This window comes from Acinetobacter sp. WU_MDCI_Abxd143 (genome assembly GCF_025514195.1).
GTDB classification, from domain to species: Bacteria; Pseudomonadota; Gammaproteobacteria; order Pseudomonadales; family Moraxellaceae; genus Acinetobacter; species Acinetobacter pittii_H.
Genome location: NZ_JAHPTH010000001.1, coordinates 374,132 through 399,837, shown reverse-complemented (window position 1 = coordinate 399,837; position 25,706 = coordinate 374,132). Strand labels below are relative to the sequence as shown.

Here is a 25,706-nt window from a genome sequence, read left to right as displayed (position 1 = left end):
AATATCAGCAGCCTGAACAGATGTTTGGGCTGCTTTTGAGCAAAATAACAAAAAATGCAAGGAACTTCATGTGATTAAAGAAATTTTACTGGCCGATACCCATAACTATCACGGTATTTTAGATGAACGTTTTATTGATTTAGCTCACCAGTTCAGCCGTCTTCAAGATGCTAGAACAGGACAAGGTGGAGCTGCTTTAGCGGTTTATTTTAGAGGCCAAAAAGTTGTAGATATCTACACCGGTCTTCAATCACAAAATGAAGCTTGGCAACCTGATACCTTGGCTGTTTGCTACTCTACGGGTAAAGGTGTACTTGCAACTTTAGCGCATATTTTAGTAAGTGAAGGTTTTTTAGAATACGACAAACCGATTGCGACCTATTGGCCTGATTTTGTACAAAATGGAAAAGAGCAAATGACATTGCGTCATGTGCTAAGTCATCAAAGTGGCATGTTTGATGTTCGTAATATCATCGAAAGTGCGAGAGAAATGCTCGACTGGTCACATATGTTAGATGTGGTTGCAGCGACTAAGCCAAGGTTCCTTGCAGGAGAGGGCAATGCTTATCAAGCTTTAACATTTGGTTGGCTTGTCGGTGGTGTACTTGAAAAAGCAACTGGTCAATCTTTAGATCAGCTCATGCAAAAATATCTTGTTGAACCGTTGCAGTTAGACGGCGCTTATTTTGGGACGCCTGCAAATGAGTTAGATCGTGTAGCACGTTTAATTATTCAACCAAAACCAGAAAAACCAGCGTCTACTCAAGTTGAAAAACCTAAAAAGCCGCAGACGCGCAAGAGCTCACTCTCTGAAAAAATGATTACTTGGACGGGTCAAAACCCGCAAGATTTCCAAGATGCTATGATTCCAAAAGGAATGAAACATTTTAGTTTCTTTAGTGACGAAGGATTACAAGCTGTTATTCCAGCGGCGAACGGCACGTTTACTGCAAATAGTCTTGCTAAAATTTATGCGATGCTGGCAAATCAAGGTGAATGGGATGGGCAGCAATTGATTCGCCCAGAAGTATTTAAAGAGCTTAGTAGCATTCAAAGTTATGCACGTGATCGTGTCATGCCAATTCCGATGAATTGGCGTTTAGGCTATCACCGTATTATTACCATGGGTAAACGCGCTAAAAATGGCTTTGGGCATATTGGTTACAATGGTTCAGGAGCGTGGTGCGATCCTGAGCGCGACCTGAGTTTTGCCTATACTCATAACTTTCAAATTGGTTCAATCACGGGTGATTACCGTTTATGGGGGCTGACTCAAGAGACTTTACGTTGTACAGACCAAATTTTAAAAGGCCGTAAAGGCTGGTTCTAATTTTAGTATTTTAAAGCTGGTATTTTTAAGCAATGCCAGCTCAACATTTATAATAATTCTAGGTGAATAATTGCTTCGGTATGGCGCTTGAAGTCTTGCTCAGCTAAACCTTGTAAACCAAGTTTATAAATCCCTTCTAATCCGCATACAAAGGCAATGAGTCGCCATGCAATGTCTGTGGAATTTGATCTGTTTTTAAATTCGCCTTCTTTTTGGCCCCACTCAATCGCTTGCACAATTGTTTCATGCCAACTTTGCATGGCAAGGTTATAAGCCTTTTGTATTTCAATATCTTGCTCAATCAAGAGTTCAGCTTCATTCCATAAACGTAAGTAGGGCTGAAGTTTGTCTATGTTTTCTGCACCTAATAAAATGAAGATCCTCTGAAATTCGCTAGTTGTTTCTAGGGTTTGTTCAATTTCATCGAGCTGTTCCATCAGCTTTAAAAAAGCTTCAGCTTTTAAATGAGATGCCGAAGAAAAGTGGTGATGGACTTGTCCGGTTGATGTTTGTGCTTCTGTTGCGATTCGACGTACCGTCATGGCTGTAAAACCTTCAGCCAAAGCAACTTGCATGGCAGCTTGCAGAATCATTTCTCTGCGTTGATCGCGATTAAGATAGGCCATGTTTCTTACACCTGACTGAATTCGACACAAACTACATTAAAATTTAAAGTTGGACAAGTGTCCAATTGTGTATATAATAACCGCAATTTGAACACATGTCCAAGTTTTGGATATCGAAGAGCGTTATGCAAAAAAAATGGTTAATCCTCACAATTATCGTCCTCATTTATTTACCTGTTACGATTGATGCAACGGTGATGCATGTTGCAACACCATCTTTAAGTGCAGCATTGAATTTAACTGCCAATCAGCTTTTATGGGTCATTGATATTTATTCACTGATTATGGCGGGTTTGATTTTACCGATGGGTGCACTCGGTGATCGTATTGGCTTTAAAAAATTATTATTTATTGGAACCGCAGTTTTTGGTGTTGGTTCTTTAGCTGCGGCTTTTTCTCCAACAGCTTACGCTTTAATTGCTTCTCGTGCAGTTTTAGGGCTAGGAGCAGCGATGCTTATTCCAGCCACTTTATCAGGCATCCGCAACGCCTTTACCGAAGAAAAGCAGAGAAATTTTGCACTCGGTCTTTGGTCTACAGTGGGTGGTGGTGGAGCAGCTTTTGGTCCATTAGTTGGTGGTTTTGTACTAGAGCATTTTCATTGGGGAGCTGTATTCCTCATTAATATCCCGATTATTTTAGCCGTTCTGGTCATGATCGTGATGATCATTCCTAAACAACAAGAGAAGACTGAGCAGCCAATTAACTTAGGCCAAGCTTTAATTTTAGTCGTGGCAATTTTAAGCCTCATCTATTCAATCAAATCGGCGATGTATAACTTTTCAGTGCTTACGGTTGTAATGTTTGTGATTGGTATAAGTACTTTAATTCACTTTATTCGAAGCCAAAAAAGAAGTACGACGCCAATGATTGATCTGGAATTATTTAAACATCCAGTGATTTCTACCAGCATTGTCATGGCGGTAGTTTCTATGATTGCTTTGGTTGGGTTCGAATTACTCTTGTCTCAAGAGTTGCAGTTTGTACATGGTTTTTCTCCATTACAGGCAGCGATGTTTATTATTCCATTCATGATTGCGATTAGTTTAGGTGGTCCATTAGCCGGAATTTGCTTGAATAAGTGGGGACTTAGACTTGTATCTACTGTTGGTATTTTGATCAGTGGATTTAGTCTATGGGGGCTTGCTCAGCTCAACTTCTCGACCGATCACTTTTTAGCATGGACGTGTATGGTCTTTTTAGGCTTTAGCATTGAGATTGCGTTGCTGGCCTCAACTGCTGCCATTATGTCATCTGTACCGCCTCAAAAGGCGAGTGCAGCGGGTGCAATTGAAGGTATGGCCTATGAACTGGGTGCTGGTTTAGGTGTGGCTATTTTCGGGTTAATGTTGTCTTGGTTTTATAGTCGTTCAATTATTTTGCCCGAAGGACTTCCGACTAACTTAATTGAAAAAGCGAGTATCTCGATTGGTGAAACCATGCAATTAGCATCTAGTCTTGAAAATCCTTTAGGAGGACAGTTGGTTGCAGTTGCTCAGCAAGCTTTTAGCTATGCCCATAGTTGGGTGCTTACAATCTCAGCTATTTGTTTTTTCCTTTTAACTGTATTTGTCTGGTTTAGTTTTCCGAAGAAAGCGTATTAAAACGTTTTACGGTATTTAAAGCTTCGGTCAAAATGTTCTTTATCCGAAGCTTTAAAATAACTGATAGTGCAGACAAATAGGGCAGTTCGCAGTTTATCTGTACGGATATGAGCTTTATGCGTTCACACTCTTTTAAAAACAAAGTATGCTTATGCCTGTAACAAGGAGCATACATGTATCAAGTACTTGCTAGAAAATACCGTCCACGTAATTTCAATGAGTTAGTGGGGCAAAACCACGTTTCTCGTGCATTAAGCAGTGCATTGGAACGCGGTCGTCTTCACCATGCTTATTTATTTACAGGAACGCGTGGTGTAGGTAAAACTACAATTGCACGTATTTTAGCCAAGTGTTTGAACTGTGAAACGGGTGTGACTTCTACGCCATGTGAAGTCTGCGCAACGTGTAAAGCGGTAAACGAAGGCCGTTTTATTGACCTGATCGAAATCGATGCTGCTTCAAGAACAAAAGTAGAAGATACGCGTGAACTTTTAGACAACGTTCCTTATGCGCCAACGCAAGGTCGTTTTAAAGTTTACCTGATTGACGAAGTACATATGCTATCAACGCATTCTTTTAATGCGTTACTAAAAACACTAGAAGAACCACCAGAACACGTTAAATTTCTGTTTGCAACGACGGATCCGCAAAAGCTGCCAATTACGGTCATTTCACGTTGTTTGCAATTTACTCTACGACCTTTAGCCGTTGATGAAATTACCAAGCATCTTGGCGCTATTCTTGAAAAAGAGCAAATTACTGCTGATCAAGATGCAATTTGGCAAATTGCTGAATCAGCTCAAGGTTCATTACGTGATGCATTATCTTTAACTGACCAAGCCATTGCTTATGGACAGGGTGCGGTACATCACCAAGATGTTAAAGAAATGCTTGGCTTGATTGACCGCACCATTATTTATGATTTGATTTTAGCGATTCATCAGAACCAACGTGAAAAAGTCAGTCAGCTTTTATTGCAATTTAGACATCAAGCGCTAGATGTTTCACTGGTGCTGGATCAGTTGATTTCGACATTGCATGAATTGGCAATTTTGCAATATCTGCCTGATTTGAGTTTGAAATATAGCGATGAAATCAATCGCAAAATCATGCAGCTGTCTAAGCTGATTTCTGCTCAAGATTTACAGTTATATTATCAAATTGCATGTAAAGGTCGTTCAGACTTGCAACTTGCCGTAACGCAAGAGCAAGGTTTTGAAATGTGTGTTTTACGCTTATTGGCATTCCGTCCTTTAGCACCAAATGAAATTTTAGTATCAGAGCCTGTTCAACAAAATGAACAAGCAGTGGTGAATCACCAAGTCCAGCAACAAGTTCAAGAGATTACTCCAGTAAATACAGTTCAACCTGTTGAAGTTATTAACCAGCCCGCTATGGTTGAACCTGAACCTGAACCTGAACCTGAACCTGAACCTGAACCTGAACCTGAACCTGAACCTGAACCTGAACCTGAACCTCAGTCTAATCAGGATTTAATGGTATTTGACCCAAATCATCATGAGCTGATTGGGCTTGATTCAGCAGTTGTTCAAGAGACTGTTAGTGTTCTGGAAGAAGATTTCATTCCGGTACCAGAACAAAAGTTAGTACAAGCTCAGGTAGAAAACCAAGCAAAACAAATTGAACCAGAACCAGCTTTCACTGCTGAACCTATGGGTTTATTTGAAACGCCTAACGCTGAATTTTCGTTGTCCCAAGATACGGCTGATTTTGTTTCTGAACCTGTTATTGAACAACAGTCATTTGTGCAAGCCCAAGTAATGGTTGAAACAGAAACAGTTGCAGTTGTGAAAGAGCCTAGCGAAACTGATAACGGTCAGTTGATGCCTCAAGATATCTTGAAGCTTTCTCCTCAAGTTTTGGAAGGTGAGTGGACACTCGAAAAGTGGGAATATTGGTTTAGAAATAGTCAGCTTTCTCCAGCCGTTCAAGAACTTGCGCAACATGGTGTGATGACTGGTGAAATTGGTGGCAATACTATTTTCCATATTCCTCAAGAATATGAAAATATGCTGACCCAATTACAACAAGGCCTTATTGATGCATTAAATGAGCAATGGCCGAATACTCAGTTTACAGTTGAATATGGTGCTTTGAATACATCTACTCCCTATACCATTCAAAGTGCACGTAAAGAAAAAGCCTTTCATAGAGCAGCTGAGCTATTACAGCAACAGCCAGTTATTAAGAGTCTCATAGAAACTTTTGATGGCGAACTACAAAATATTCAATTAAAGCCTTAAATTCATCTGATTTTTGATCTGGTGCAGAATATGAAAATAATAGACTTTCATATTTTTCACTGGATTGAAATATTTGGGTCATGTCACTGTCATTGTACTTTTCTATGTTAGCCATTTTAGATTTTAAATGGACTATATATCGTCATGAAAAGGCAATGCACTGGAATAAATAGTTTTAAATATTCATATTTTTTATTAATCTGCGCGATTCTGCTGAGTGGTTGTAACGACTCGGCAAATGATAATTCAAATACACCAGATACAGGTAAAAAGCCTGTAATGCGCTGTGCTCCATAAACTTAAATAATAAAAAGAACCTGATCATGATTACACGTCGTAAATTTTTAAATTACTCTATAAATATGGGTGTTGGTGCTGCGGCATTGGCAACTTTCCCATCTAGTATTCAAAAAGCTTTAGCAATTCCTGCAAATAATACAACTGGAACCATTCAGGATGTCGAGCACGTTATTATTTTAATGCAGGAAAACCGATCTTTTGACCATTACTTCGGAACATTAAAAGGCGTCCGAGGGTTTGCTGATCGTTTTACGATTCCTTTGCCAAGTGGCCGCCGTGTTTGGGAGCAGCTTAGAAGTAATGGGCAAGTTTTAACGCCTTTTCACTTAGATGGTACAGCCAATAATGCACAGCGTGCAGATGGTACGCCACATACTTGGAACGACAGTCAGCTGGCTTGGGACAATGGGCGCATGGCGAACTGGCCAACTCATAAAACTGATATCTCAATGGGTTATTTTAAAGAAAAAGAAATTCCATATCAGTTTGCGCTTGCGAATGCTTTTACGATTTGTGATGCCTACCATTGCTCTATGCACACTGGAACAGATGCAAACCGTTCTTATCATTTAACGGGTACAAATGGTGCAACACCGACCAAACGTTCATTTGTAAACAATGAGTGGGACTGGATTGATGGTAACCCAGCGACGGCAGACCGTGGTTATACATGGAAAACTTATGCCGAACGCTTAGAAGAAGCAGGGGTAAGTTGGATTTGTTATCAAAATATGCCAGATGAATGGGGCGATAATATGTTGGGTGCATTTCGTTCGTTTAGAAAGGCCAACATTGCATCTGGCTATCCTGTTTCAAGTGGCGGCGAACCGAATAAGCCATATGCTGATACGGGTCAAAAACTACCTTATAAAGCCTATGATGCTGCGACCGATAATGCCAAAAATCCACTTTATAAGGGCATTGCAAATACGCTACCGGGCAATAAACCAGAAGAATATCTTGACGCTTTTAAACGCGACATTCGGGAAGGTAAATTACCTCAAGTCTCTTGGATTAATGCGCCATCGATTTATTGCGAACATCCAGACCCTTCAAGCCCAGTTCAAGGGGCATGGTTTATCCAAGAAATTATTGATGCATTAACTGCTGTACCAGAGGTCTGGAGTAAAACAGCACTACTTATTAACTTTGATGAAAATGATGGTTACTTTGACCATATGCCATCGCCATCAGCGCCATCTCGTCTCAAAAATGGCCAGTACGCAGGTAAATCGACATTAAGTAGTGCCGATATGCAAGATGAATATTTTGACCACGCTGCACCTGAAGGAAGCCATTCTCAGCCTACACCTGATGGACGAGTTTATGGTCCAGGTCCTCGTGTCCCGTTATATGTAATTTCTCCATGGAGCCGTGGTGGTTGGGTCAACTCACAAGTTTTTGACCATACTTCCGTGCTCATGTTTTTAGAAAAACGTTTTGGAGTAAAAGAGCCGAATATTAGTCCATACCGCCGTGCAGTGTGTGGCGATTTAACCAGTGCATTTAACTTTAAAACACCAAATGCAGATGTTTTACCGCAGCTGAGTGGTAAACAGACACGTTTGCAGGCAGATGAGTTAAGAGAAAATCAGGAAGCTCTACCAGCTGTGCCTGTACCAACGGATATTAAGTTACCGATTCAGCAAAGTGGCATACGTCTGTCGCGTGCGCTACCTTACGAATTGCACACTAGCGCGCGCTGTAAAGCGAATGGGAAGGTACAATTGATATTCTCTAATACGGGTAAACAGGCAGCAGTTTTCCATGTATATGACAAACTTAATTTAGACCTTATTCCAAAGCGTTATATTGTCGAGCCGAATAAAACTTTAGATGATGAATGGGATGCTTTAAAAGATAACTTGGGTCGTTACGACTTATGGGTACTCGGTCCAAATGGCTACCATCGTCATTTTAAAGGCGATACTCAACGTATTGTTGATAGTGGCGTTAAACCTGAAATTCGAGTGTGCTATGACATTGCCAATGGTGATGTATACGTAGAACTCATGAATGAAGGTACCAAGGATGCAATATTGACGGTAAAACCGTGTGCATATCGACAAGATGTACCGTTACAACTTACTGTAAAAGCGGGTCAAGTCGTTAAGCAACATTGGGCTTTGGCTGACGTGGGACATTGGTATGATTTTGAAGTTACGAGCCAGAGTGATCCGTATTATTACCGACGTTTTGCGGGCCGAGTCGAAACGGGTGAAGACTCTTTTAGTGATCCTGCAATGATGTAAGTTTAGGTGGGGCAAAAGAACAAATTAATTTTCTTTTTGCCCCATTTTTTATAATAAATAAGTTTTTAAAGCTTCACGAACTGACTCAGAAATGGGTACAGTCTTACGCGTTTCACGATCAACAAACACATGCACAAAATGTCCTTGAGCTGAAGCTTGATCTTGACCTGGTTTAAAGATCGCCAATTCATAGCGTAAAGATGTCGTGCCGATTTTACCAATCGCAACACCCACTTGAATAATTTCTGGAAATGACAATTCCTGATTAAAGCTACATGCTGAATCGACGACTAACCCGATTGATTTTGCTTCATGAATATCAAAACCTGTTTTTTGAATCAGTAAAGCATTGGCTGCTGTATCAAAATAGCTATAGTAGGTCACATTATTTACATGACCGTAAATATCGTTATCTGCCCAGCGAGTTTGAATATCTAAAAAGAATTTAAATTGATCACGGGTTTTTAAAACGGGTTTAGTCATCAATGAATCGCCTGATAAATTGCCAAAGCAGCGGCTTCTGTCATGTCACGTGGGTTATTTTGTAGTAAGCGGGTTTGCAACATGGCATCTTGAGCAAGCCGAGGTAAGCTAGACTCTTCAATACCCAAATCACTAAGTTTTAAAGTCAAACCACTACGGTCTAAATGGTTCTGCATATGGTCAATAAACAGATCACAAAGACCATCGGTACTGCCATTACTATATGGATCTAACCATTGTATAAGCTCTGCATAATATTGTTTAGCATGTGGTGCATTAAATTTTAATACTTCAACCAATACTAAGGCATTGGTGTGACCATGCGAAAGATGAAAATGTCCGCCCAGTGGATAAGCTAAAGCATGCACGGCAGCAACGGGCGAGTTTGCAAATGCCTGACCTGCAAGCATTGAGCCGAACAGCATGTTCTGACGTGCCTCTAAATCATTACCGTTTTTAAGAACTTTCGGTAAGTTATGGTTCAGCAGCTTCAAAGCGTGCTTCGCTAAAATATCGGTATAAATATTTTTCTTATGTTTAGAGGTGTATGCCTCAATGGCATGCACCATCGCATCAATACCTGTCGCAGCAGTAATATGGGCTGGAAGGTTTTGAGTAAAGGTTGCATCAAGAATTGCTGTGTCGGCATACAGTACTGGAGAGACAATCCCCATTTTTGTCGTTTCACCAGTAGTCACAATTGAGATTGGCGTTACTTCTGAGCCAGTACCCGCCGTAGTAGGAATTAAAATAAGCGGAAGGCGAGCAGTGGTTACTTGGTTTACGCCATACATCTCTTGCAAATGTTGAGTTTGGTTGGGGTGTGCGAGTAAAGCAATTACTTTTGCAACGTCCAAAGAGCTACCACCACCAAAACCGATAATGACATCGACATTTTGCTGTTTTGCATAATTGGCTGCATCTAAAACCACTTGTTCAGGGGGGTCAGCCTGCACATCCGCATAAATGACATATTCAATATTGAGGGTATCTAAAATTTGAAGGATGGGACGGTGTAATTGACTTTTAACCATACCCGCATCGGTGACCAGCAATAACTTACGGTAAGTTTTTGACGACAAAATATTCTGTAATTCTTGTATAGAGCCCAAGCCAGAGATGATATTTGGAACAGTTTGAAATTGAAAATGGCTCATATACATTATTTCCTTATTTTTGAACATTATTGTTGAATGGTTCTATAAGACTCAATCTCCAAATAAGTTAGCATAAGACACTTTAAAATAAAGCATTCTCATAAGGTGATTTTATAGCTCAGCATTTAAACCAGTAAAAGCAAATTTAGATTGCAAAAAAACTCCGCTAACTATCGACTAATGGCGGGGTTTTTTATTATTAAGTATTTCTGTAATATCAATTTGATAGTATAAGCAGGGAAAAATGTCAAATAATCAGTATTAATAATCAAAAAGAGGGGCTGACTTTATAAACTTATATTTGTCAAAGTTTTTGGATGTAGGTTTTTGAATTAATTTATTTTATTGATAGTGGGGTGTGTAGAGTTATCCAGTTGTAAAGTTGGAAATATAACCAAATACGTATTTCCTGTTTTTAAAGGTTAGATGTCTTTTTCGTTAGGACCATTTCTAATTGAGAAGGGAAAAAGCAAGGTCTTTTTATTATTAAGAAAAAACATAATTTTTTGAGGTGGAATTTAAATAGTGATGTACACAATTAGATATGTTCATCGGAACAATACTTACTATATCGCTTCGAACAACGAAGGCAATTTTATTATTCTTGAGTCACTTGACTCAGAGTTTCGTATGGGTCATCAAATTTCGTATGATGGTGAAAAAGTATTTAACCTGACACTAAATGATGAAACAGATGCAGTCATTAAACTGGAGAGTAACGAAAAAGGCGCATATGAGTACTTACATTCAGTTAAGTAAATAAGCTTTTTTATTCTTAAGTATTTCTGTAAGATCCCCGAGTTGCTTTAAACAACAATAAACCTGAATGATCAGCGCAAAAGTCATAAGGGGAAAGCCTACTTGAAAGAGTAGGCTTTTTTTATATCGTGTCTCGTGTTCTTTGAAATGGCTGAGTCATAAGAAAGAACAAAGATCAAATAGTTTATCGTCTGATTTATCAACTTTTAATCTATTGATAAACATTATTTTCCTTTTCAACCCAAGTGAGTTTTGACAAAATGCAACAAGTCACAATGGTCAATTTGGTTCTTATAAACATATAGTCTGTTAAGATTGTGCATGATCCCGTTTATTTTTATGTAATTCAAATGTTTGGAAGTAATTTCTAATGGAAACACAATATAAGGTGTTATGTGTCTGTTTAGGAAATATTTGCCGTTCTCCCACGGCTGAGGTGGTTTTCAGACATTATTGTGACGCGCATCAACTCAATGTGGTTGTCGATTCAGCTGGAACCAGTAATTATCATCCAAATAAAGCGCCTGATCAGCGCAGTCAGTTGCATGCTAAAAAAAGAGGCTATGACTTATCGTCTTTACGAGCAAGACAGCTTTCAACTCAAGACTTTTTAGAGTTTGATTTGATTTTAGCAATGGATCATCAAAATTTTGAAGATATTCATGTAGTACTGCAAAGAGCAGTCTCACAATTTGGCGCTCATCAAATTCGTGCAAAAAAAGTAGCTTTAATGAGTGAGCATGATCCTGAATACCCACAACAAGCGTTGCCTGATCCTTATTATGGCGGTGCGGATGGCTTTGAGCGTGTACTCAATCAATGTGAGTCTAGTAGTTTGGCGTGGGTTAATATTTTAAAAAAACAATTGAATGTTTAAGAATAGGTTTTTCAATACAATGCAAATTCAGAATCAAGTACAGCTTAAGCCATTCAATACCTTAAGTTTAGATGCAACTGTTTCTCACTATACTAAAGTTGCCAATATTCACGATATTGAAGAAGCTTTAGATTTCGCAGAGCAGCATCAGTTAAATGTACTTGTATTATCGGGCGGTAGTAATATGTTGCTGCCGCAACAGATCAATGCTTTAGTAATTCATCTTGATATTCAGGGAATTGAAGTTTTATCAAACGAGCATGATTTTGTTCGGGTTAAAGTTGGTGCAGGCCAAGTCTGGCATGATTTTGTTTTATACAGCACTGAACAAAACTGGTTTGGTTTACAAAATCTTGCACTTATTCCGGGCTTAGTCGGCGCTTCACCCGTACAAAATATTGGGGCTTATGGGGTAGAGGTGGGCGAATTTATTGAGTCAGTACAAGTGTATGACCGTAAATTAAAGCAAACTCAAACAATTTTAGCGGCTGACTGCCATTTCGCCTACCGCCATAGTATTTTTAAAGATGATCCAAACCGCTACATTATTACGCATGTCACTTTTAAATTACTTAAACAGCCACATTTAAAACTTAACTATGGCGATTTGAAACAAGCAGTTGGAGATAATCAGACTGCTGAAAATTTACAAAATCAGGTCATCCATATTCGTCAAAGTAAACTTCCTGATCCAAAAGAATATCCAAATGTAGGTAGTTTCTTTAAAAATCCGATTGTTAGCCCTCAAGAGTTTGAGCGCTTAGTCGCACAATTCTCAACAATTCCTCATTATCCTCAAGCGAATGGAAACGTTAAAATTGCTGCAGGATGGTTAATTGATCAGGCGGGTTGGAAAGGGAAACAACTCGATATGGTGGGGATGTTCCATAAGCAGGCATTAGTTTTGGTGAATTATGCCAATGCATCTCTTACTGATGTAAAGAAAACTTATCAGGCTGTACAACATGATGTTGATCAGCGTTTCCATATTATGTTAGAACCAGAGCCTGTTCTTTATAACAGTTTAGGTTTAATTGAAAATCATACGGAATAGTTTTATGCCAAAAGTACACTTAATGGTACGTTTAGTCCAAGTAGTCACCGTACTATTTGTGCTATTAGGCTGTTTCGTGGTTTTTTTATATTCGCCGTTTTATTCAAAACTTATTGTAGCTGGGCTTAATTATTTTGTTCCTGTTGACGTTAATCAGGTTGCCGCTGAGAGCCAAAGACAGGCTTCGTTAAGTGAACATGATAATTTAGAGCCAGGTTCGAATTTATGGATCGCTCGTCAGGCTTATTTAAAACTGACAGAGCAAGCATTACGTGAAAAAAGAACATCTGACCTGACCTATATTCAAGAAAATTATAAAGCTTTACAGCAAATTATTCTTTTAGAAGAAAAGGAACAGGATACAGAAGAACAGGAAACCACGGTAACCGTTCCTCTAGTCGCTAAAAATTCAGAAATTGATGCTGCAGATGAGGCGAGTAGCCCTGTTGATGAAACACTTTTTATTAATAGTTCTGAAAATAAGGCACTTACCGAGCAATATACAGAGTTTTTAGCAAGAAAACCTGTAGTACCAGAGCATCAAGAAGCTGTCAGTGAACCTGAACAGAAAATCGAATATGTACGTAAAAATCCAATACCTGTACAACCTAAAAAGTTATCAGAGCCTTATGCAATTGTTGTGTTGGGTGGAGGATTAACTTTAGATAAAAATGGTAAAGATATTGTTGTTAATGGCTATACGCGTTTGCGATTAGAAAAAACTTTAGAAGTTGAAAAACAAAATCATTTACCTATTGTGCTGAGCGGTGTAGAAGCGCCTTATATGCAAGCTTGGTTAAAAGAGCGCGGTGTTGATGCCAAGCTATTAGAAAAGCGCAGTATGAATACCTGTGAAAATACACGTTTTAGCTCTTTATTGCTTCAGAAAAAAGGTGGGGCACCGACAGTGATGCTGGTTACAGATGAATATCATATGCCGCGTACACGCCGACTCTTTGCCTTAAATGGTATTGAAACTATTCCTGTTGTAGCTCCAATGCCAACTCCACTGACGCGCTGGCAACCAAGTGTGCAAAATTACGATCATAGCCGCCGTGCAAATTATGAATTACTTGCGACAATTCGCGACATGTTGTTTGGCTCAAGTGATTGTCGAGAGGTTCCTTAATGTCAGATATTCCATTTCTCAATCCTGCCGTATTAAAACAATTAGATTTACCGGTTCCTAATCGTGATCTTACGCCGCAGGTTTTGAGTCCACTTAATTTAAATACATTAGAAGAACCTTCCCGTGATTTGCTGGCCTACCGCAAATTGTATGGTTTACATTTACTTGAATGTGACCATTGGCAAGGCTATGTTCAAATGCCGTTATTCCGTTTGCATGTGCAAGTTTTCAAACCTAAAGTAGAAAAAATACAAGGTACTGTTTGCTTATTACATGGCTATCTTGAGCATAGCGGTATTTACCAGCCAATTATTCGTGAAATTCTTGAGCAGGGCTTTAGTATTATTACTTATGATTTGCCGGGGCATGGATTAAGTGATGGTTCACCAGCCAGCATTAAAAACTTTGATCATTACCAGCAAGTTTTGATGGCTGTTTATCAATATGTGAAACATGCAGATCAGTTACCTAAACCATGGGTCGGTATTGGTCAAAGTACGGGTGGAGCAATTTGGATGCATCACTTATTAGAATATGCTGAAAAACGCCAAGATCCGATTGTAGATCGAGTACTTTTACTTTCTCCGTTAATTCGCCCTGCAAAAACCGCATGGTGGCATAACCCCGTTGGATTAGGCATTATTCGCCGTATTAAGCGTCAGGTACCAAGGCATTTTAGACGTAATAATCATAATCCTGAATTTTTGCGTTTTATTCGTTTAAAGGATCCTTTGCAACCTCGAATGATGGGCATGGATTGGATTTTGGCAATGTCAAAATGGATGCAAGAAATGGAAGAGCGACCTGCTTGCCGTATCCCGGTCTGGCTTGCACAAGGTGCTCTCGATCAGACGGTTGATTGGCGTTACAACATTGAATTTATTCGTCGTAAATTTAGGCTGCAAACGTTATTAATGCTTGAAGAAGGATCTCATCAATTAATTAATGAGCGTGCGGATATACGTGCGGCTTTAACAGGGTTGATTCCGGCTTTTTTACATGCGAAGCCAAAACATTTTTATTATTAAAAAATAATGCATCTATCCAAAAATTTTAGTTAGATGCATGACTGAATCTGGGGGCTTTTTTTTAATTTTTGATAAAGCTGTATGAAGCATTTATAGAGGGAAAAGATGTCCCACTATAAATGCTTAACTTATAAAGTTAATATCAATTAAAAATGATTGGCATCAGCCATATTCCACATTCGATAGTAGAAATTATCATCGTCATTATTAAGTTCAGATTGTAAAAGTTCACCTTCTTTCAAGAAAAAATGCAACTGAGCATAGTTCTTAATTTCACGGTCATTTACTCGCTGAGCCAAATGATGGGCTTTAATATCAGAAGGATGGCGTAAACCTGCTGCAGCGATCATTTCTGATAATGCATGCAAGGTATTTTTATGAAAATTAAATACTCGTTCTGATTTAGTCGGTACATCAATTGCTTTTTGACGATCTTTGTCTTGAGTCGCTACACCTACAGGGCATTGGTTGGTGTGGCAGCTTTGTGCCTGAATACATCCAACGGCAAACATGAAACCGCGTGCTGAGTTAACCCAGTCAGCACCAAGCGCAAAAGTACTCGCAATATCAAATGCACTTATAATTTTACCACTCGCGCCAATTTTAACTTGATCTCTTAGTCCTGCACCAACAAGTGTGTTATGGACAAAGCGTAAGCCTTCACGTAATGGAGTACCGATATTGTCGCTAAACTCAATTGGTGCTGCTCCTGTACCACCTTCAGAACCATCAACAACAATAAAATCAGGAACAATTTTTGTTTCAAGCATTGCTTTAACAATACTCATAAACTGCCAAGGTTGACCAATACACAATTTAAAACCCACTGGCTTACCACCAGATAATGTGCGTAACTTTTGTAAGAAATGCATCATTTCAATTGGGGTAGAAAAACTAGAATGCTTAGCAGGAGAAATACAATCGTGATCGCGTGAAACACCACGTATTTGAGCAATCTCTTCGGTAATTTTATGTTTAGGTAAAATACCACCATGACCAGGTTTTGCGCCTTGTGAAAGCTTCAGCTCGATCATTTTGATCTGTGGTAATTGAGATTGCTTGGCAAATTTTTGTTCGTCAAATTTTCCATCAAGCGTACGACAACCAAAATAACCACTGGCAATTTGCCAAACAATATCACCGCCATTTTCTAGGTGATAAGGGCTTAAACTTCCTTCGCCAGTATCATGATAAAAACCGCCTAATTGTGCTCCTTTATTTAGTGCACGAATTGCATTCGCACTTAAACTACCAAAGCTCATGGCAGAAATATTCATAATAGAGGCGCTATACGGTTGAAGACATTGTGCATTACCCACCTGAATACGGAAACTTTTGGGATCTGCAGGTGGGCAAGGGCTTATTGAGTGAACAATGAAGCGATAATTTTCTTGATAAACATCGATGATTGAACCAAAAGGTTTATCTGCATTTTCGTTTTTAGCACGTTGATAAACTAAGCTTCTTTGCATCCGTGAAAAAGGTAGAGCATCTTGATCCGCTTCAATAAAGTATTGGCGAATTTCAGGACGTATATCTTCAAACAAAAAACGAAAATGCCCCATAATTGGGTAATTTCTTAAAATTGAATGTTTATTCTGCAAAACATCATAAAGACCTAATAAGCTTAAGGCGCCTGTAACTACCCATAAACCGTTAAGGAGAGTGTCAGAAACAAAATAGTAGATACTATGAGGGGTATATACAGTACGAAACCACGTAATACTGAGCGCAGTAAAAATACATAAAAACCAGATAGAATGGCGTGAGAAAAATGTATTGAGAAATTTATGTCGAATGATTTGTGCTGGACTCGCCATATTGGAACAAATTCCTAATGTTTTACTGGCACATACCTTGCCAAGAAGCAAGTCAAACTACAAGTATGGAATTGTTAGCTCACACCTAAAATAAAGTAGAAGATATAAAATCAAAACAAATAATAAGAATTAAGGAGAAATATTTATTTTGGATAAATTCTATTTTTAAAATGTGAAATTACTAGGAGCTGAGAATTAAATTTTTTGCTTTTTATTGTCTTTTCTAGATCTCTTAATTAATTTAAAAAATCTAGTATATTTTTAATTTTACACAGCGAATTGGATTGGGGGAAAGAGGATGACTTAATTTAGATTTAAAGCGAAATTTTGAATATACCGGAATTTATAAGAGGATCTTATCGATAATGTTGTTTTAGGATGAGTAAAAACAGAAAAAGACAAATTAAAAAAATAAGAAAAAACATCTGATGATTAAATACCTTATGAATATTAAATGTATTTTTACACAAGTTAACAGATTGTACAAATTAAATTACAGTTCTCTTTTCCTTATTTTTTCTTTCTTATTCATAAAAAAAGCTTTTAGAGACAATTGAACTATCAGTAATTTAGTTATTTGTATTGCAAAACAAAGTGTTAAAATTAAAGAGTTGGGATGTTTTGATATATGACTATCTCTAATTTTAACCTATTGAAAATGCCAAGGTTTATAACTTGTTCCAACCACTTACCATCCAAACTCGACTCGGCGGATTCTACTTTTTCTACTATTCCATTGTGGGTACATTCATGCCTTATTGGAATTTATATCTTCAAGATCAGGGATTTAATTATCAAGAAATTGGTGTTTTATCCTCAATTGCGATTGTAACGCGTTTTTTTGCACCTTTAGTTTGGGGGTGGATTGCTGACAAATCTGGTAAACGAATGTTGCTTGTTCGGGTAGCAACTTGGATGGAGTCGTGTATATGGTTGGCTATTTTTATAGTGCCAAATACTTTTCAATCAGTTGCTTTGCTTATGCTTATTTTTAGTTTCTTTCAAAATGCGATTTTAGCTCAATTTGAGGGAGTTACTTTATTTTGGTTGGGTGATCAAAAAGCTAAACTTTACGGCAAAATTCGTAAGTGGGGGTCTGTTGGGTTTATTGTTGGGGTATTCACTATTGGAGCAATTTTAGAAATAGTACCTATTTCAATGCTCCCTATTTTATTATTAATTATTGCTTCACTGGCATTCGTCTGGTCTTTCACAATCCGCGAACCTGATAGTGCACCTACCTCACAAAAACATTTAGAACCTTTACTTCCTGTTCTTAAACGTCCAACTGTGGCTGCATTTTTTGCAATTGAATTTATTCTGCTTTTTTCACATGCACCTTTTTATAGTTTCTATAGTAATTTTTTGAAATCTTTAAGTTTTAGTACCACGCAAATTGGTTTCTTATGGGCTATGGGTGTTTTTGCTGAAATTTTTATGTTTTCAATTGCTGCAAAAGTTTTTCAACATTTCTCATGGCGTATTTTGGTAATTGTTTGCTTAATATTGACGAGCATACGTTGGATGATGGTTGCAATATTTTCACATTATTTTGTTGTTCAAATTTTTGCGCAGTGTTTGCACGCTTTTAGTTTTGGTTTATTTCACTTAATTGCGATGCGAGTAATTTTTCAAAACTTCTCAGCAGGGCAACAGGGACGTGGACAAGCACTTTACAGCACGATGTGGGGATTAGGGGTAGCCTTTGGTAGTGTTTTAGCTGGGCACTTCTGGAAAATTCTTTCTGGTGAAGTCATTTTTATGTGTGCAAGTGCGGTAGTGCTATTAGGCCTAGGTTTTGTGATGTGGCTTCCGAAACAAATCGACTCTTCCACATAAGTTTGAGGTGAGATAAAACTTTAATAACTTTGTATTGAAAAAAGCAAATAAATATAAAAATTGTTTGATGAGCTATAGTCGCACGTTACAGTTGAAAAATATTGTTTTTATATGGTTATGGAGCAATGATTTTCTAAAAAAATATGCTAACTTAAGTTCATGCGTTTAATGATTAATAAATCTATGAAAAATATTTATATTATTGGATTATTGTGGGCTTGTTCTGGTTTAGCTGTGGCAGAAACAGCTACTCAACAGCCAGCCGAACAACCTGTTCGGACTGCAAGTAATCCTAACGCTATACGTATTGTTACGCGTCCTGAAATTATGGGATTATGGGGAATGGAGATTCCAAATAATAAGAAATGCGTGGAATATTATAACTTTCGTAGTAGTAACGATGTAGTGATTAAAAGTGGTCAGGAATGGTCTTATGGTATTTATGAATATCAACCATCTGATGATCCTAAAGAACAGCTAGCCGCTTTAGTGATGCAAATTAAATTTGATAATAATAAAGTAGATTGTTCTGGTCAGAAGCAAGACCAAACAGGTGATGTCTCACAATATTTTGTACAATGGAAAAACGACCATACCATCAATTTCTGTTCAACAGCTAAAGGTGAGCAGTGCTTTGCCACTTTACGTCGTGTATTACCATAAAATGGTAGATATAAAAAAGCCTCTTAAAAATAAGAGGCTTTTTTTATTATGCAGTTTCAGCTTTCTTTTCTTCCACTTGCTTTAACAAGTGTTTTTCAAGGTAATGGATATCCATTGCTTGAGAGCAGAAGCTCTTATCTTGCAAAATAAGATCTTTATGTAAAGGAATATTTGTTTTAATTCCCGTAAGGATCATTTCATCTAATGCTTGACGCATACGTGCAATTGAAGTTTCACGGTCTTTACCATGAGAAATCAATTTAGCAATCATAGAGTCATAGTAAGGTGGAATGCTGTATTCTGGGTAGATATGAGAATCTAAACGAATACCAGCGCCGCCTGGTGCATAGAAACTTTCAATTTTACCTGGTGAAGGTAAGAATGTTGTTGGATCTTCTGCATTGATACGGCATTCAATTGCATGTCCTTGAACTTTGATATCTTCTTGTTGAAGCTCTAGTCCTAAGCCACCAGCAATACGTAACTGTTGTTCAATAATATCGACACCAGTAACCATTTCAGTTACAGGGTGCTCTACCTGAACACGAGTATTCATTTCAATGAAGAAGAATTCACCGTCTTCAAATAAGAATTCAAACGTACCAGCACCACGATATTGCATTAACTGACAAGCATGAACACAAGCTTCTAAAATATCAGCTCGAGCTTGCTCTGGTAGGTTTGGTGCAGGTGCTTCTTCTAGTACTTTTTGATGGCGACGTTGTAATGAACAGTCACGGTCATATAAATGAATTGCATGACCATTACCATCACCAAGAACTTGAACTTCGACATGGCGAGGTTTTTGTAAGAAGCGTTCCATGTAAACGGTATCATCACCGAACCACATTTCTGCATCGCGCTGCGCTGCTTGAACTGATTCAAGTAGTGTATCTACACGCTCAACAATACGCATACCACGACCACCACCACCAGAGGCCGCTTTAACAATAAGCGGGAAGCCGATTTCTTTCGCTTCTGCTAAGGCATTGTGGATGGTTACTGCATGGTCGCAACCTGGTACAGTAGGTACGCCAGCTTTTTTCATGGCAACAATCGCAGAAACTTTATTCCCCATAAGGCGGATATGTTCTGGACGTGGACCAATAAAAGTAAAGCCTGAACTTTCTACAATTTCAGCAAACTCAGCATTTTCTGAAAGGAAACCATAACCTGGGTGAATAGCATCAGCACCGGTAATTTCTGCAGCAGTAATAATTGCCGGGATATTTAAATAGCTATCACTACTTGCGCCCGGACCAATACATACTGCTTCATCAACAAAACGTAAATGCATCAAATCCTTGTCGGCATCTGAATAGATACCAACAGTCTTGATTCCTAATGTTTTACAAGCCCGGGTAATACGTAAAGCGATTTCACCACGGTTTGCAATTAAAACTTTTTGCAACATAGACGTCCCCGGGGTAATTACGCGCGATAACGGAATAAAGGTTGACCGAATTGGATAACTTCACCATTTTTCACTAAAATTTCTTCGATCACGCCACTTTGAGTTGCTTCAATTGGGTTCATGATTTTCATTGCTTCAATAATACCCAAAGTTTCACCAGCAGATACTGTTTGGCCTACTTTAACAAATGGTGCTTCACCTGGACTTGGAGCAGCGTAGAACACGCCAACCATTGGAGAAGTTTCAACTGCTCCACGCGGTGTTTTTGCAACTGGTGCTTCTGCAACAGGAGCAGCCGGAAGTGCTACACCAGCCGCAGCAACGACAGGATTGCGACGAGTTAAAGCGATTGATTGATCACCTTCTTTAACTTCGATCGCTTGCAAGTCAGACTCAATCATTAAATCGATGAGTTTCTTAATTTTGCGGATATCCATGGGCGACTATTCCTAAACTAGTTTGGGTTAGATGGTTGAATTTTTTCAATAGCGTAATCGAGTGCAAAACGATAGCCTTTTGCACCTAGACCACAAATCACGCCAATTGCTTTATCAGATAAATAAGAATGATGTCTGAATGCCTCTCTTGCATGGACATTAGACAAATGAACTTCAATGAATGGAATCGCAACGCCAAGTAGGGCATCACGTAGAGCAACTGAAGTGTGGGTAAGGGCAGCAGGATTAATAATAATAAGTTTTACGCCTTCAGTTTGTGCCTGATGAATACGATCAACAATGGCACCTTCCCAGTTGCTTTGAAAAGTATCTAATGTGATTGAAGCTTGTTGAGCTTGGCTAATAAGTTGTTGGTTAATATCATCTAAGGTAAGATGACCATATACTTCTGGTTCGCGTTTTCCCAGCAAATTCAAATTCGGTCCATGAATCACCAAAATGGTCGAACTCATTCAGATTGCTCCAGCTCTAAAGTTGCAAATATTCTTTGCAAGATGTCTGCAAAGTTTGCTTATTATGGCATATGTTTCTACAATTTTTTTATAATTTGTTTTCATCGTCGCAGAAAGGGTATACCAAATTCGGCTTATATATTGTAAATTTTGCGATGATTTAGCAATGTTAAAAAATGACAAAATTTCAAGTAATTTAATGGAGCTTATTTTAAACTGAATTGACAAAAACAGTTCATGTATTTTGTGTAACGGCTATAGAGTTCTCTCCAATCACTAATAGCTCATTCCATCGAGTTAGATAATTTTTTGAACGGTGACATTGCTTCATGTGCCAAGATGGATTACGGGAATGATAACCGACTTGTAAATAGTGACTACCGAATCGGTTACGAACTGTGCTGAGTGTTTGCATTAATTGTTGTCTTTGCTGAATCAACTCAAGAGGTTGCCATAAATCATCAATGTGATGTTGACGGGGATGCAAACCACAAAATAAAACTCCAATCTTAATGTATTTTTTATTTTCTTTATATAAAACATCTATTTGCTGCATAGCTGCTTTTGTTAATATGCATAAATCATCTGTTGCATAATTTAAGCCTATCGCTTGAGAAGACGCTTTTTTATAAGGTGGTTTATCTATTTTTTCATAAAGCATGACCTGAACGCAGGCGCACAGCTGTTCTTGTTTCATTAAACGGCGATGAGCTCGGTTAAGATGAAAAATAAGCGCTTGTTTAATAATCTCAATGCTGGACAAAGCTTGAGCAAAACTACGTGAAGCTAAAATTCGTTTTGTGACGATGGCAGGATCGTCAAGTTGAATACAGGATTGGCCTTTTAGCTCACGAATGGTACGGGCCATAACCACAGAAAAAGCTTTTGCTAGATGATGCTCATTGGCAAAAGTTAAGTCTAAGCATGAATAAATCTCATAACTCCGTAATTGTTTGACTAATTGATAGCCAATTCCCCACACTTCTTTGACCGAAGTATTTTGCATGAGATCTTCAAGAAGCAAAGGATCTAAAGTGATGAAATTACAAATTTTATTAAAGCTTGGAATCTTTTTAGCATAGTGATTGGCTAATTTTGCTTGAGTTTTTGAATATCCGATGCCAATACAGCAAGGTAAGCTTAACCAACTTTCTAGAGTTTCTACGACTTTGGCACAGTAAGATTGGATATCTAGAGATTGAAGGTAAGGGGTAAGGCGAATAAAACATTCATCTATAGAATAAGCTTCTAAATCATCGGGCGAGAAAAACTCACCAAGAACTGAAAAAAAGCGACGCGACATCTCGGCATATAAAGTGTAGTTGCTTGAATAGACGTGTACACCTGCTTGAAGAGCGTCTTGCTCGATTTGATACCATGGAATACCCATTTTGATACCCATATTTTTTGCTTCTTCACTACGTGATACAACACATCCATCGTTGTTAGAAAGTACTACGACTGGTAGACCAATAAGTTTGGGATTAAATAGTCGCTCACAACTCACATAACAATTATTAATGTCTACGAGCGCGTAAATTTCGCGGTGTGAGATTTCCATTATGATTTGCCCCATTAAGAATATTGGTAAAACTACATATTGATATAGTTTTCATAAACACAGTGGGAGGAAGTGTTGGATGAAAAAGTTGTATCTTGAATATGTAACAAAATCAAGTTAACAAAATTTTTAGCAGAATACTAGGGTGGTTCTGTGGGTTTGCCTCAGGTTAATAATGGAAAAAATAGATAAGGAATTAATATTTTTAATAAAAAAAGGAGATCGCATTGATCTCCTTTTTGTGACACATTCAATGTCAGTTTTTGATTACCATTTATGGCTATAAGAAACTTTCAGCGTTGCGCCATTTGCCACTAAATGGCTAGTGTTATTACCAGATCTTAATAATTGGCTATAGAGAGGGTAGTACTTGCGGTTAAACATGTTCTCTAAACCAATCGTCACAGTGTCTTTTTTGTTAAGCGCAAAGCTACTGATTAAATCTGCTGTTGTATAGGTTTTTACATCAGCACGACCAGAGATAGTAGCATCATTTAAACGGTAATCTTTTGAACCGAAATAAGTAGCTTGTAGACGGTTGGTCCAAGTTTCCGTTGGGCTATAAGAAATATAACCCGTCAGTTTTAATGGTGGAATACGGAAGCCTGTCATATCTTGTTCAGCACCATCTTGCGGTTTTTCGCGACCTTTCATCCACGTAACACTACCACCAGTTCCCCAAACGTTAGCATCGTCAAGATAGTCAAAAGTTGCTTCCACACCAGTAACTTTTTCTTTGGTTCTAGTAAGAATTAATCCGTTACCAAAGGATTGCACGCCGCCTAAGTCAGAAGTAGAGTGGAACACTGCTAAGCTTGAAGAGAAATTGTTGAAGTTTCCTTTCCAGCCCAACTCATAGTTATCAACTTTTACCGGCTCAAAAAATGAAGACGATAATTCAGATTTTCTTGTCTCATTCGCATTACGAATAATCACACCCACATCAGGTAATTGAAAACCCTGATTAAACGACGCATAAATCGAGTGCTGGTCATTCGGTGAGAAAGTCACGTTAGCATTGTACAACCATGCATCAGCTTTCACTTTTCCACCTTGATATACATAAGGCTCAGACTTACCTAATTGTGATAATGGAATAAAGCTATCAATTTGGGCATAACTGTCTTCATAACGCGTACCCGCTTCAGCTGACCATTGGTCATTAAAACGGTGTTTTAACTGTATAAAACCACCCACACTTTGTGTTGTGAGTTCAGGTAAATAAGTAAGCTTGCCAGTTTTTACAAATTCTAAACCACCAGATTGATCATAAATATCAGGATCGAAAATATCTAAAGGCATTTCACTTTTTTCGCGGCTAAAGTCACCACCCCAAACCAATGAGGTATCGCCTAAAAACTCAAGCGGTGTAGTAACAGTTAAGCGGCTACCGAGTACATTATTTTCTTGATAAATCTGATCAACTTGTTTTCCACGGTTTGCATTACCACGAGCATCAAATGGTGAAAAACGGGTAAAGAAGTCGCGGTAATAAATTTGAGCATCAACCTTATTGCCAAAAAAGTCTTTATGGTTATAAGTCAAATTGTAGATCTGATTTTCATTTTTATTCTGGTCTTTGAGCTTTAAGCCTTTAATGGCTTTGGCTGGTACGGTTCCGGCAGGGGCATTCTTCACACTTGGGTCAGATGCATAATCTGAGTCTTGCTCGGCATTATAGTAGTTTGCAGCGAATTGTAAGTATTGGTTGTCATCAATATGATAACCAAGTTTACCACCTACGCTGTAAGCATCGGCATCATATAAATCGCCTTGACTTGGTTCCGGTGCAACACGGTCACCACTTGCATCGTACGGGCTACCAATACGCTGATAACCAAAGTCGAGTGCATAGTCAAAAGCGTTAAAGCTGCCTGTGAAATATTGATGAATATCGCCACTTAAAGCATTAGAACGGAAATTTGTTAAAGGTGTTTGAAGCCCAACCACGGTTTTAGCTGTAGGTTCACCGCCCGCAGCTTTCGTAGTAATTGAAATAATACCACCAGAAGCACCGCCACCATAAATTGCGTTACTGCCTCGAATGACTTCAATATTTGCAATACTTTCAGGATCAATTGCTGAAAGTCCGCGTGATGTGTCACGTGTAAGGTTCATTGGTACGCCATCGACCAAGATGAGGGCATTACGGCCACGTAAAGTTTGACCATAATCGGTAATGGTTCGGCTTGAATCTGATAGGCCCGGTACGGCTTTCGCTAAAACGGTTGCAATACTGCCAGATGAACCATTTCTTAAAAGTTCAATTTGTTTTTCATCTAGCTTGGTCACTTGCTTGGCAGAAGTAGAAAGTTCATCTGCACGTGAAGCGGTAATTGTGATTGTCGGGAGAGCTTCGGGTTTCTTTTCTGTTTCTGTAGTTTCAGCAGGTGAAGCAGCAAAAGCTGAATTGGAAAGAATAATGGCCCCACCAAGTGAAAGGAGCGGAATAATATTTTTTACTTCAGACTTCCTCGTAAAAAGTTTGTGACTTTTTATCTTATTTCCCATTGTCTCGCCCTGAGAGTGATTTTAAATTTGTCGAATTATAAGTGAGAATGATTGTAATTCACAATATCGTTGTTGGACAAAAAATAATAAAATTCATTTTTATTAATTGTTGTGTAGAGGAGGGG

20 protein-coding genes are annotated in these 25,706 nt (G+C 38.4%); 11 read left to right on the top strand and 9 right to left on the bottom strand.

Going from position 1 to position 25,706, the window contains the following annotated elements:
* Positions 1–70: 70 nt before the first annotated feature.
* Entirely contained in the window at positions 71–1,330 is a 1,260-nt protein-coding gene (locus KTI79_RS01840) for a serine hydrolase domain-containing protein (RefSeq protein WP_032054025.1), read from the top strand.
* Between the two features lie 47 nt (positions 1,331–1,377).
* Here KTI79_RS01840 and KTI79_RS01835 read toward each other — a convergent pair whose 3' ends face one another.
* Entirely contained in the window at positions 1,378–1,956 is a 579-nt protein-coding gene (locus tag KTI79_RS01835; RefSeq protein WP_032054024.1) for a TetR family transcriptional regulator, read from the bottom strand.
* A 125-nt stretch (positions 1,957–2,081) separates the two neighbouring features.
* On the opposite strand from KTI79_RS01835, the gene amvA reads away from it, so the two are divergent.
* The 3 genes from amvA (at position 2,082) to KTI79_RS01820 (ending at position 8,376) form a co-directional block, all read left to right on the top strand.
* Entirely contained in the window at positions 2,082–3,560 is a 1,479-nt protein-coding gene (gene amvA / locus KTI79_RS01830) for a multidrug efflux MFS transporter AmvA (protein ID WP_032054023.1), read from the top strand.
* Positions 3,561–3,733: 173 nt separating this feature from the next.
* Positions 3,734–5,824 carry a DNA polymerase III subunit gamma/tau gene (locus tag KTI79_RS01825; protein ID WP_262468247.1) on the top strand — a complete coding sequence of 697 codons (2,091 nt, stop codon included), beginning with the start codon at positions 3,734–3,736 and terminating at the stop codon, positions 5,822–5,824.
* A 323-nt stretch (positions 5,825–6,147) separates the two neighbouring features.
* A complete protein-coding gene (locus KTI79_RS01820) occupies positions 6,148–8,376 on the top strand; it encodes a phosphocholine-specific phospholipase C (protein ID WP_032054021.1) in 2,229 nt (742 codons plus the stop codon).
* A gap of 48 nt (positions 8,377–8,424) precedes the next feature.
* Here the strand turns inward: KTI79_RS01820 and KTI79_RS01815 are convergent, their stop codons facing one another.
* Complete coding sequence (locus KTI79_RS01815) at positions 8,425–8,859, bottom strand: acyl-CoA thioesterase (RefSeq protein ID WP_032054020.1); 435 nt, start codon at positions 8,857–8,859, stop codon at positions 8,425–8,427.
* Positions 8,859–10,016: an iron-containing alcohol dehydrogenase gene (locus tag KTI79_RS01810; RefSeq protein ID WP_032054019.1), complete on the bottom strand. Its 1,158-nt coding sequence runs from the start codon at positions 10,014–10,016 to the stop codon at positions 8,859–8,861. Before KTI79_RS01810 ends, KTI79_RS01815 begins: the two co-directional genes overlap by 1 nt.
* A 528-nt stretch (positions 10,017–10,544) precedes the next feature.
* Between KTI79_RS01810 and KTI79_RS01805 the strand changes: the two genes are divergently transcribed.
* From KTI79_RS01805 to KTI79_RS01785, 5 genes are all read left to right on the top strand, one after another.
* Entirely contained in the window at positions 10,545–10,775 is a 231-nt protein-coding gene (locus KTI79_RS01805) for a hypothetical protein (protein WP_005068773.1), read from the top strand.
* 370 nt (positions 10,776–11,145) lie between these two features.
* Complete coding sequence (locus KTI79_RS01800) at positions 11,146–11,652, top strand: low molecular weight protein-tyrosine-phosphatase (RefSeq protein WP_143225030.1); 507 nt, start codon at positions 11,146–11,148, stop codon at positions 11,650–11,652.
* 19 nt (positions 11,653–11,671) lie between these two features.
* The gene (gene murB, locus KTI79_RS01795) at positions 11,672–12,706 is read left to right on the top strand and encodes a UDP-N-acetylmuramate dehydrogenase (RefSeq protein WP_032054015.1); all 1,035 of its coding nucleotides are present in this window, start codon (positions 11,672–11,674) and stop codon (positions 12,704–12,706) included.
* Between the two features lie 4 nt (positions 12,707–12,710).
* Positions 12,711–13,835, top strand: coding sequence for a YdcF family protein (locus KTI79_RS01790; protein ID WP_032054014.1), 1,125 nt, complete (start codon positions 12,711–12,713; stop codon positions 13,833–13,835).
* On the top strand, positions 13,835–14,863 hold the full coding sequence (locus tag KTI79_RS01785; protein WP_002115207.1) for an alpha/beta hydrolase: 1,029 nt from the start codon (positions 13,835–13,837) through the stop codon (positions 14,861–14,863). The genes KTI79_RS01790 and KTI79_RS01785 overlap by 1 nt, the downstream gene beginning before the upstream one ends.
* A gap of 146 nt (positions 14,864–15,009) precedes the next feature.
* On the opposite strand, the gene KTI79_RS01780 is transcribed toward KTI79_RS01785, so the two are convergent.
* Positions 15,010–16,683: an FMN-binding glutamate synthase family protein gene (locus KTI79_RS01780; protein ID WP_032054012.1), complete on the bottom strand. Its 1,674-nt coding sequence runs from the start codon at positions 16,681–16,683 to the stop codon at positions 15,010–15,012.
* 675 nt (positions 16,684–17,358) lie between these two features.
* Between KTI79_RS01780 and KTI79_RS01775 the strand changes: the two genes are divergently transcribed.
* Positions 17,359–18,522: an MFS transporter gene (locus KTI79_RS01775; protein WP_199964039.1), complete on the top strand. Its 1,164-nt coding sequence runs from the start codon at positions 17,359–17,361 to the stop codon at positions 18,520–18,522.
* 159 nt (positions 18,523–18,681) lie between these two features.
* Positions 18,682–19,185, top strand: a complete 504-nt coding sequence (locus KTI79_RS01770) for a hypothetical protein (protein ID WP_002115710.1) — start codon at positions 18,682–18,684, stop codon at positions 19,183–19,185.
* 46 nt (positions 19,186–19,231) lie between these two features.
* Here KTI79_RS01770 and accC read toward each other — a convergent pair whose 3' ends face one another.
* From accC to KTI79_RS01745, 5 genes are all read right to left on the bottom strand, one after another.
* Positions 19,232–20,599, bottom strand: a complete 1,368-nt coding sequence (accC, locus tag KTI79_RS01765) for an acetyl-CoA carboxylase biotin carboxylase subunit (RefSeq protein WP_002115704.1) — start codon at positions 20,597–20,599, stop codon at positions 19,232–19,234.
* Between the two features lie 17 nt (positions 20,600–20,616).
* Positions 20,617–21,036: an acetyl-CoA carboxylase biotin carboxyl carrier protein gene (accB, locus tag KTI79_RS01760; protein ID WP_000354611.1), complete on the bottom strand. Its 420-nt coding sequence runs from the start codon at positions 21,034–21,036 to the stop codon at positions 20,617–20,619.
* 17 nt (positions 21,037–21,053) lie between these two features.
* Positions 21,054–21,509 carry a type II 3-dehydroquinate dehydratase gene (gene aroQ / locus KTI79_RS01755; protein ID WP_002115614.1) on the bottom strand — a complete coding sequence of 152 codons (456 nt, stop codon included), beginning with the start codon at positions 21,507–21,509 and terminating at the stop codon, positions 21,054–21,056.
* Positions 21,510–21,744: 235 nt separating this feature from the next.
* Positions 21,745–23,070, bottom strand: coding sequence for a Y-family DNA polymerase (locus KTI79_RS01750; RefSeq protein ID WP_032054010.1), 1,326 nt, complete (start codon positions 23,068–23,070; stop codon positions 21,745–21,747).
* 267 nt (positions 23,071–23,337) lie between these two features.
* Positions 23,338–25,581, bottom strand: coding sequence for a TonB-dependent receptor (locus KTI79_RS01745; RefSeq protein WP_032054009.1), 2,244 nt, complete (start codon positions 25,579–25,581; stop codon positions 23,338–23,340).
* Positions 25,582–25,706 lie beyond the last annotated feature (125 nt).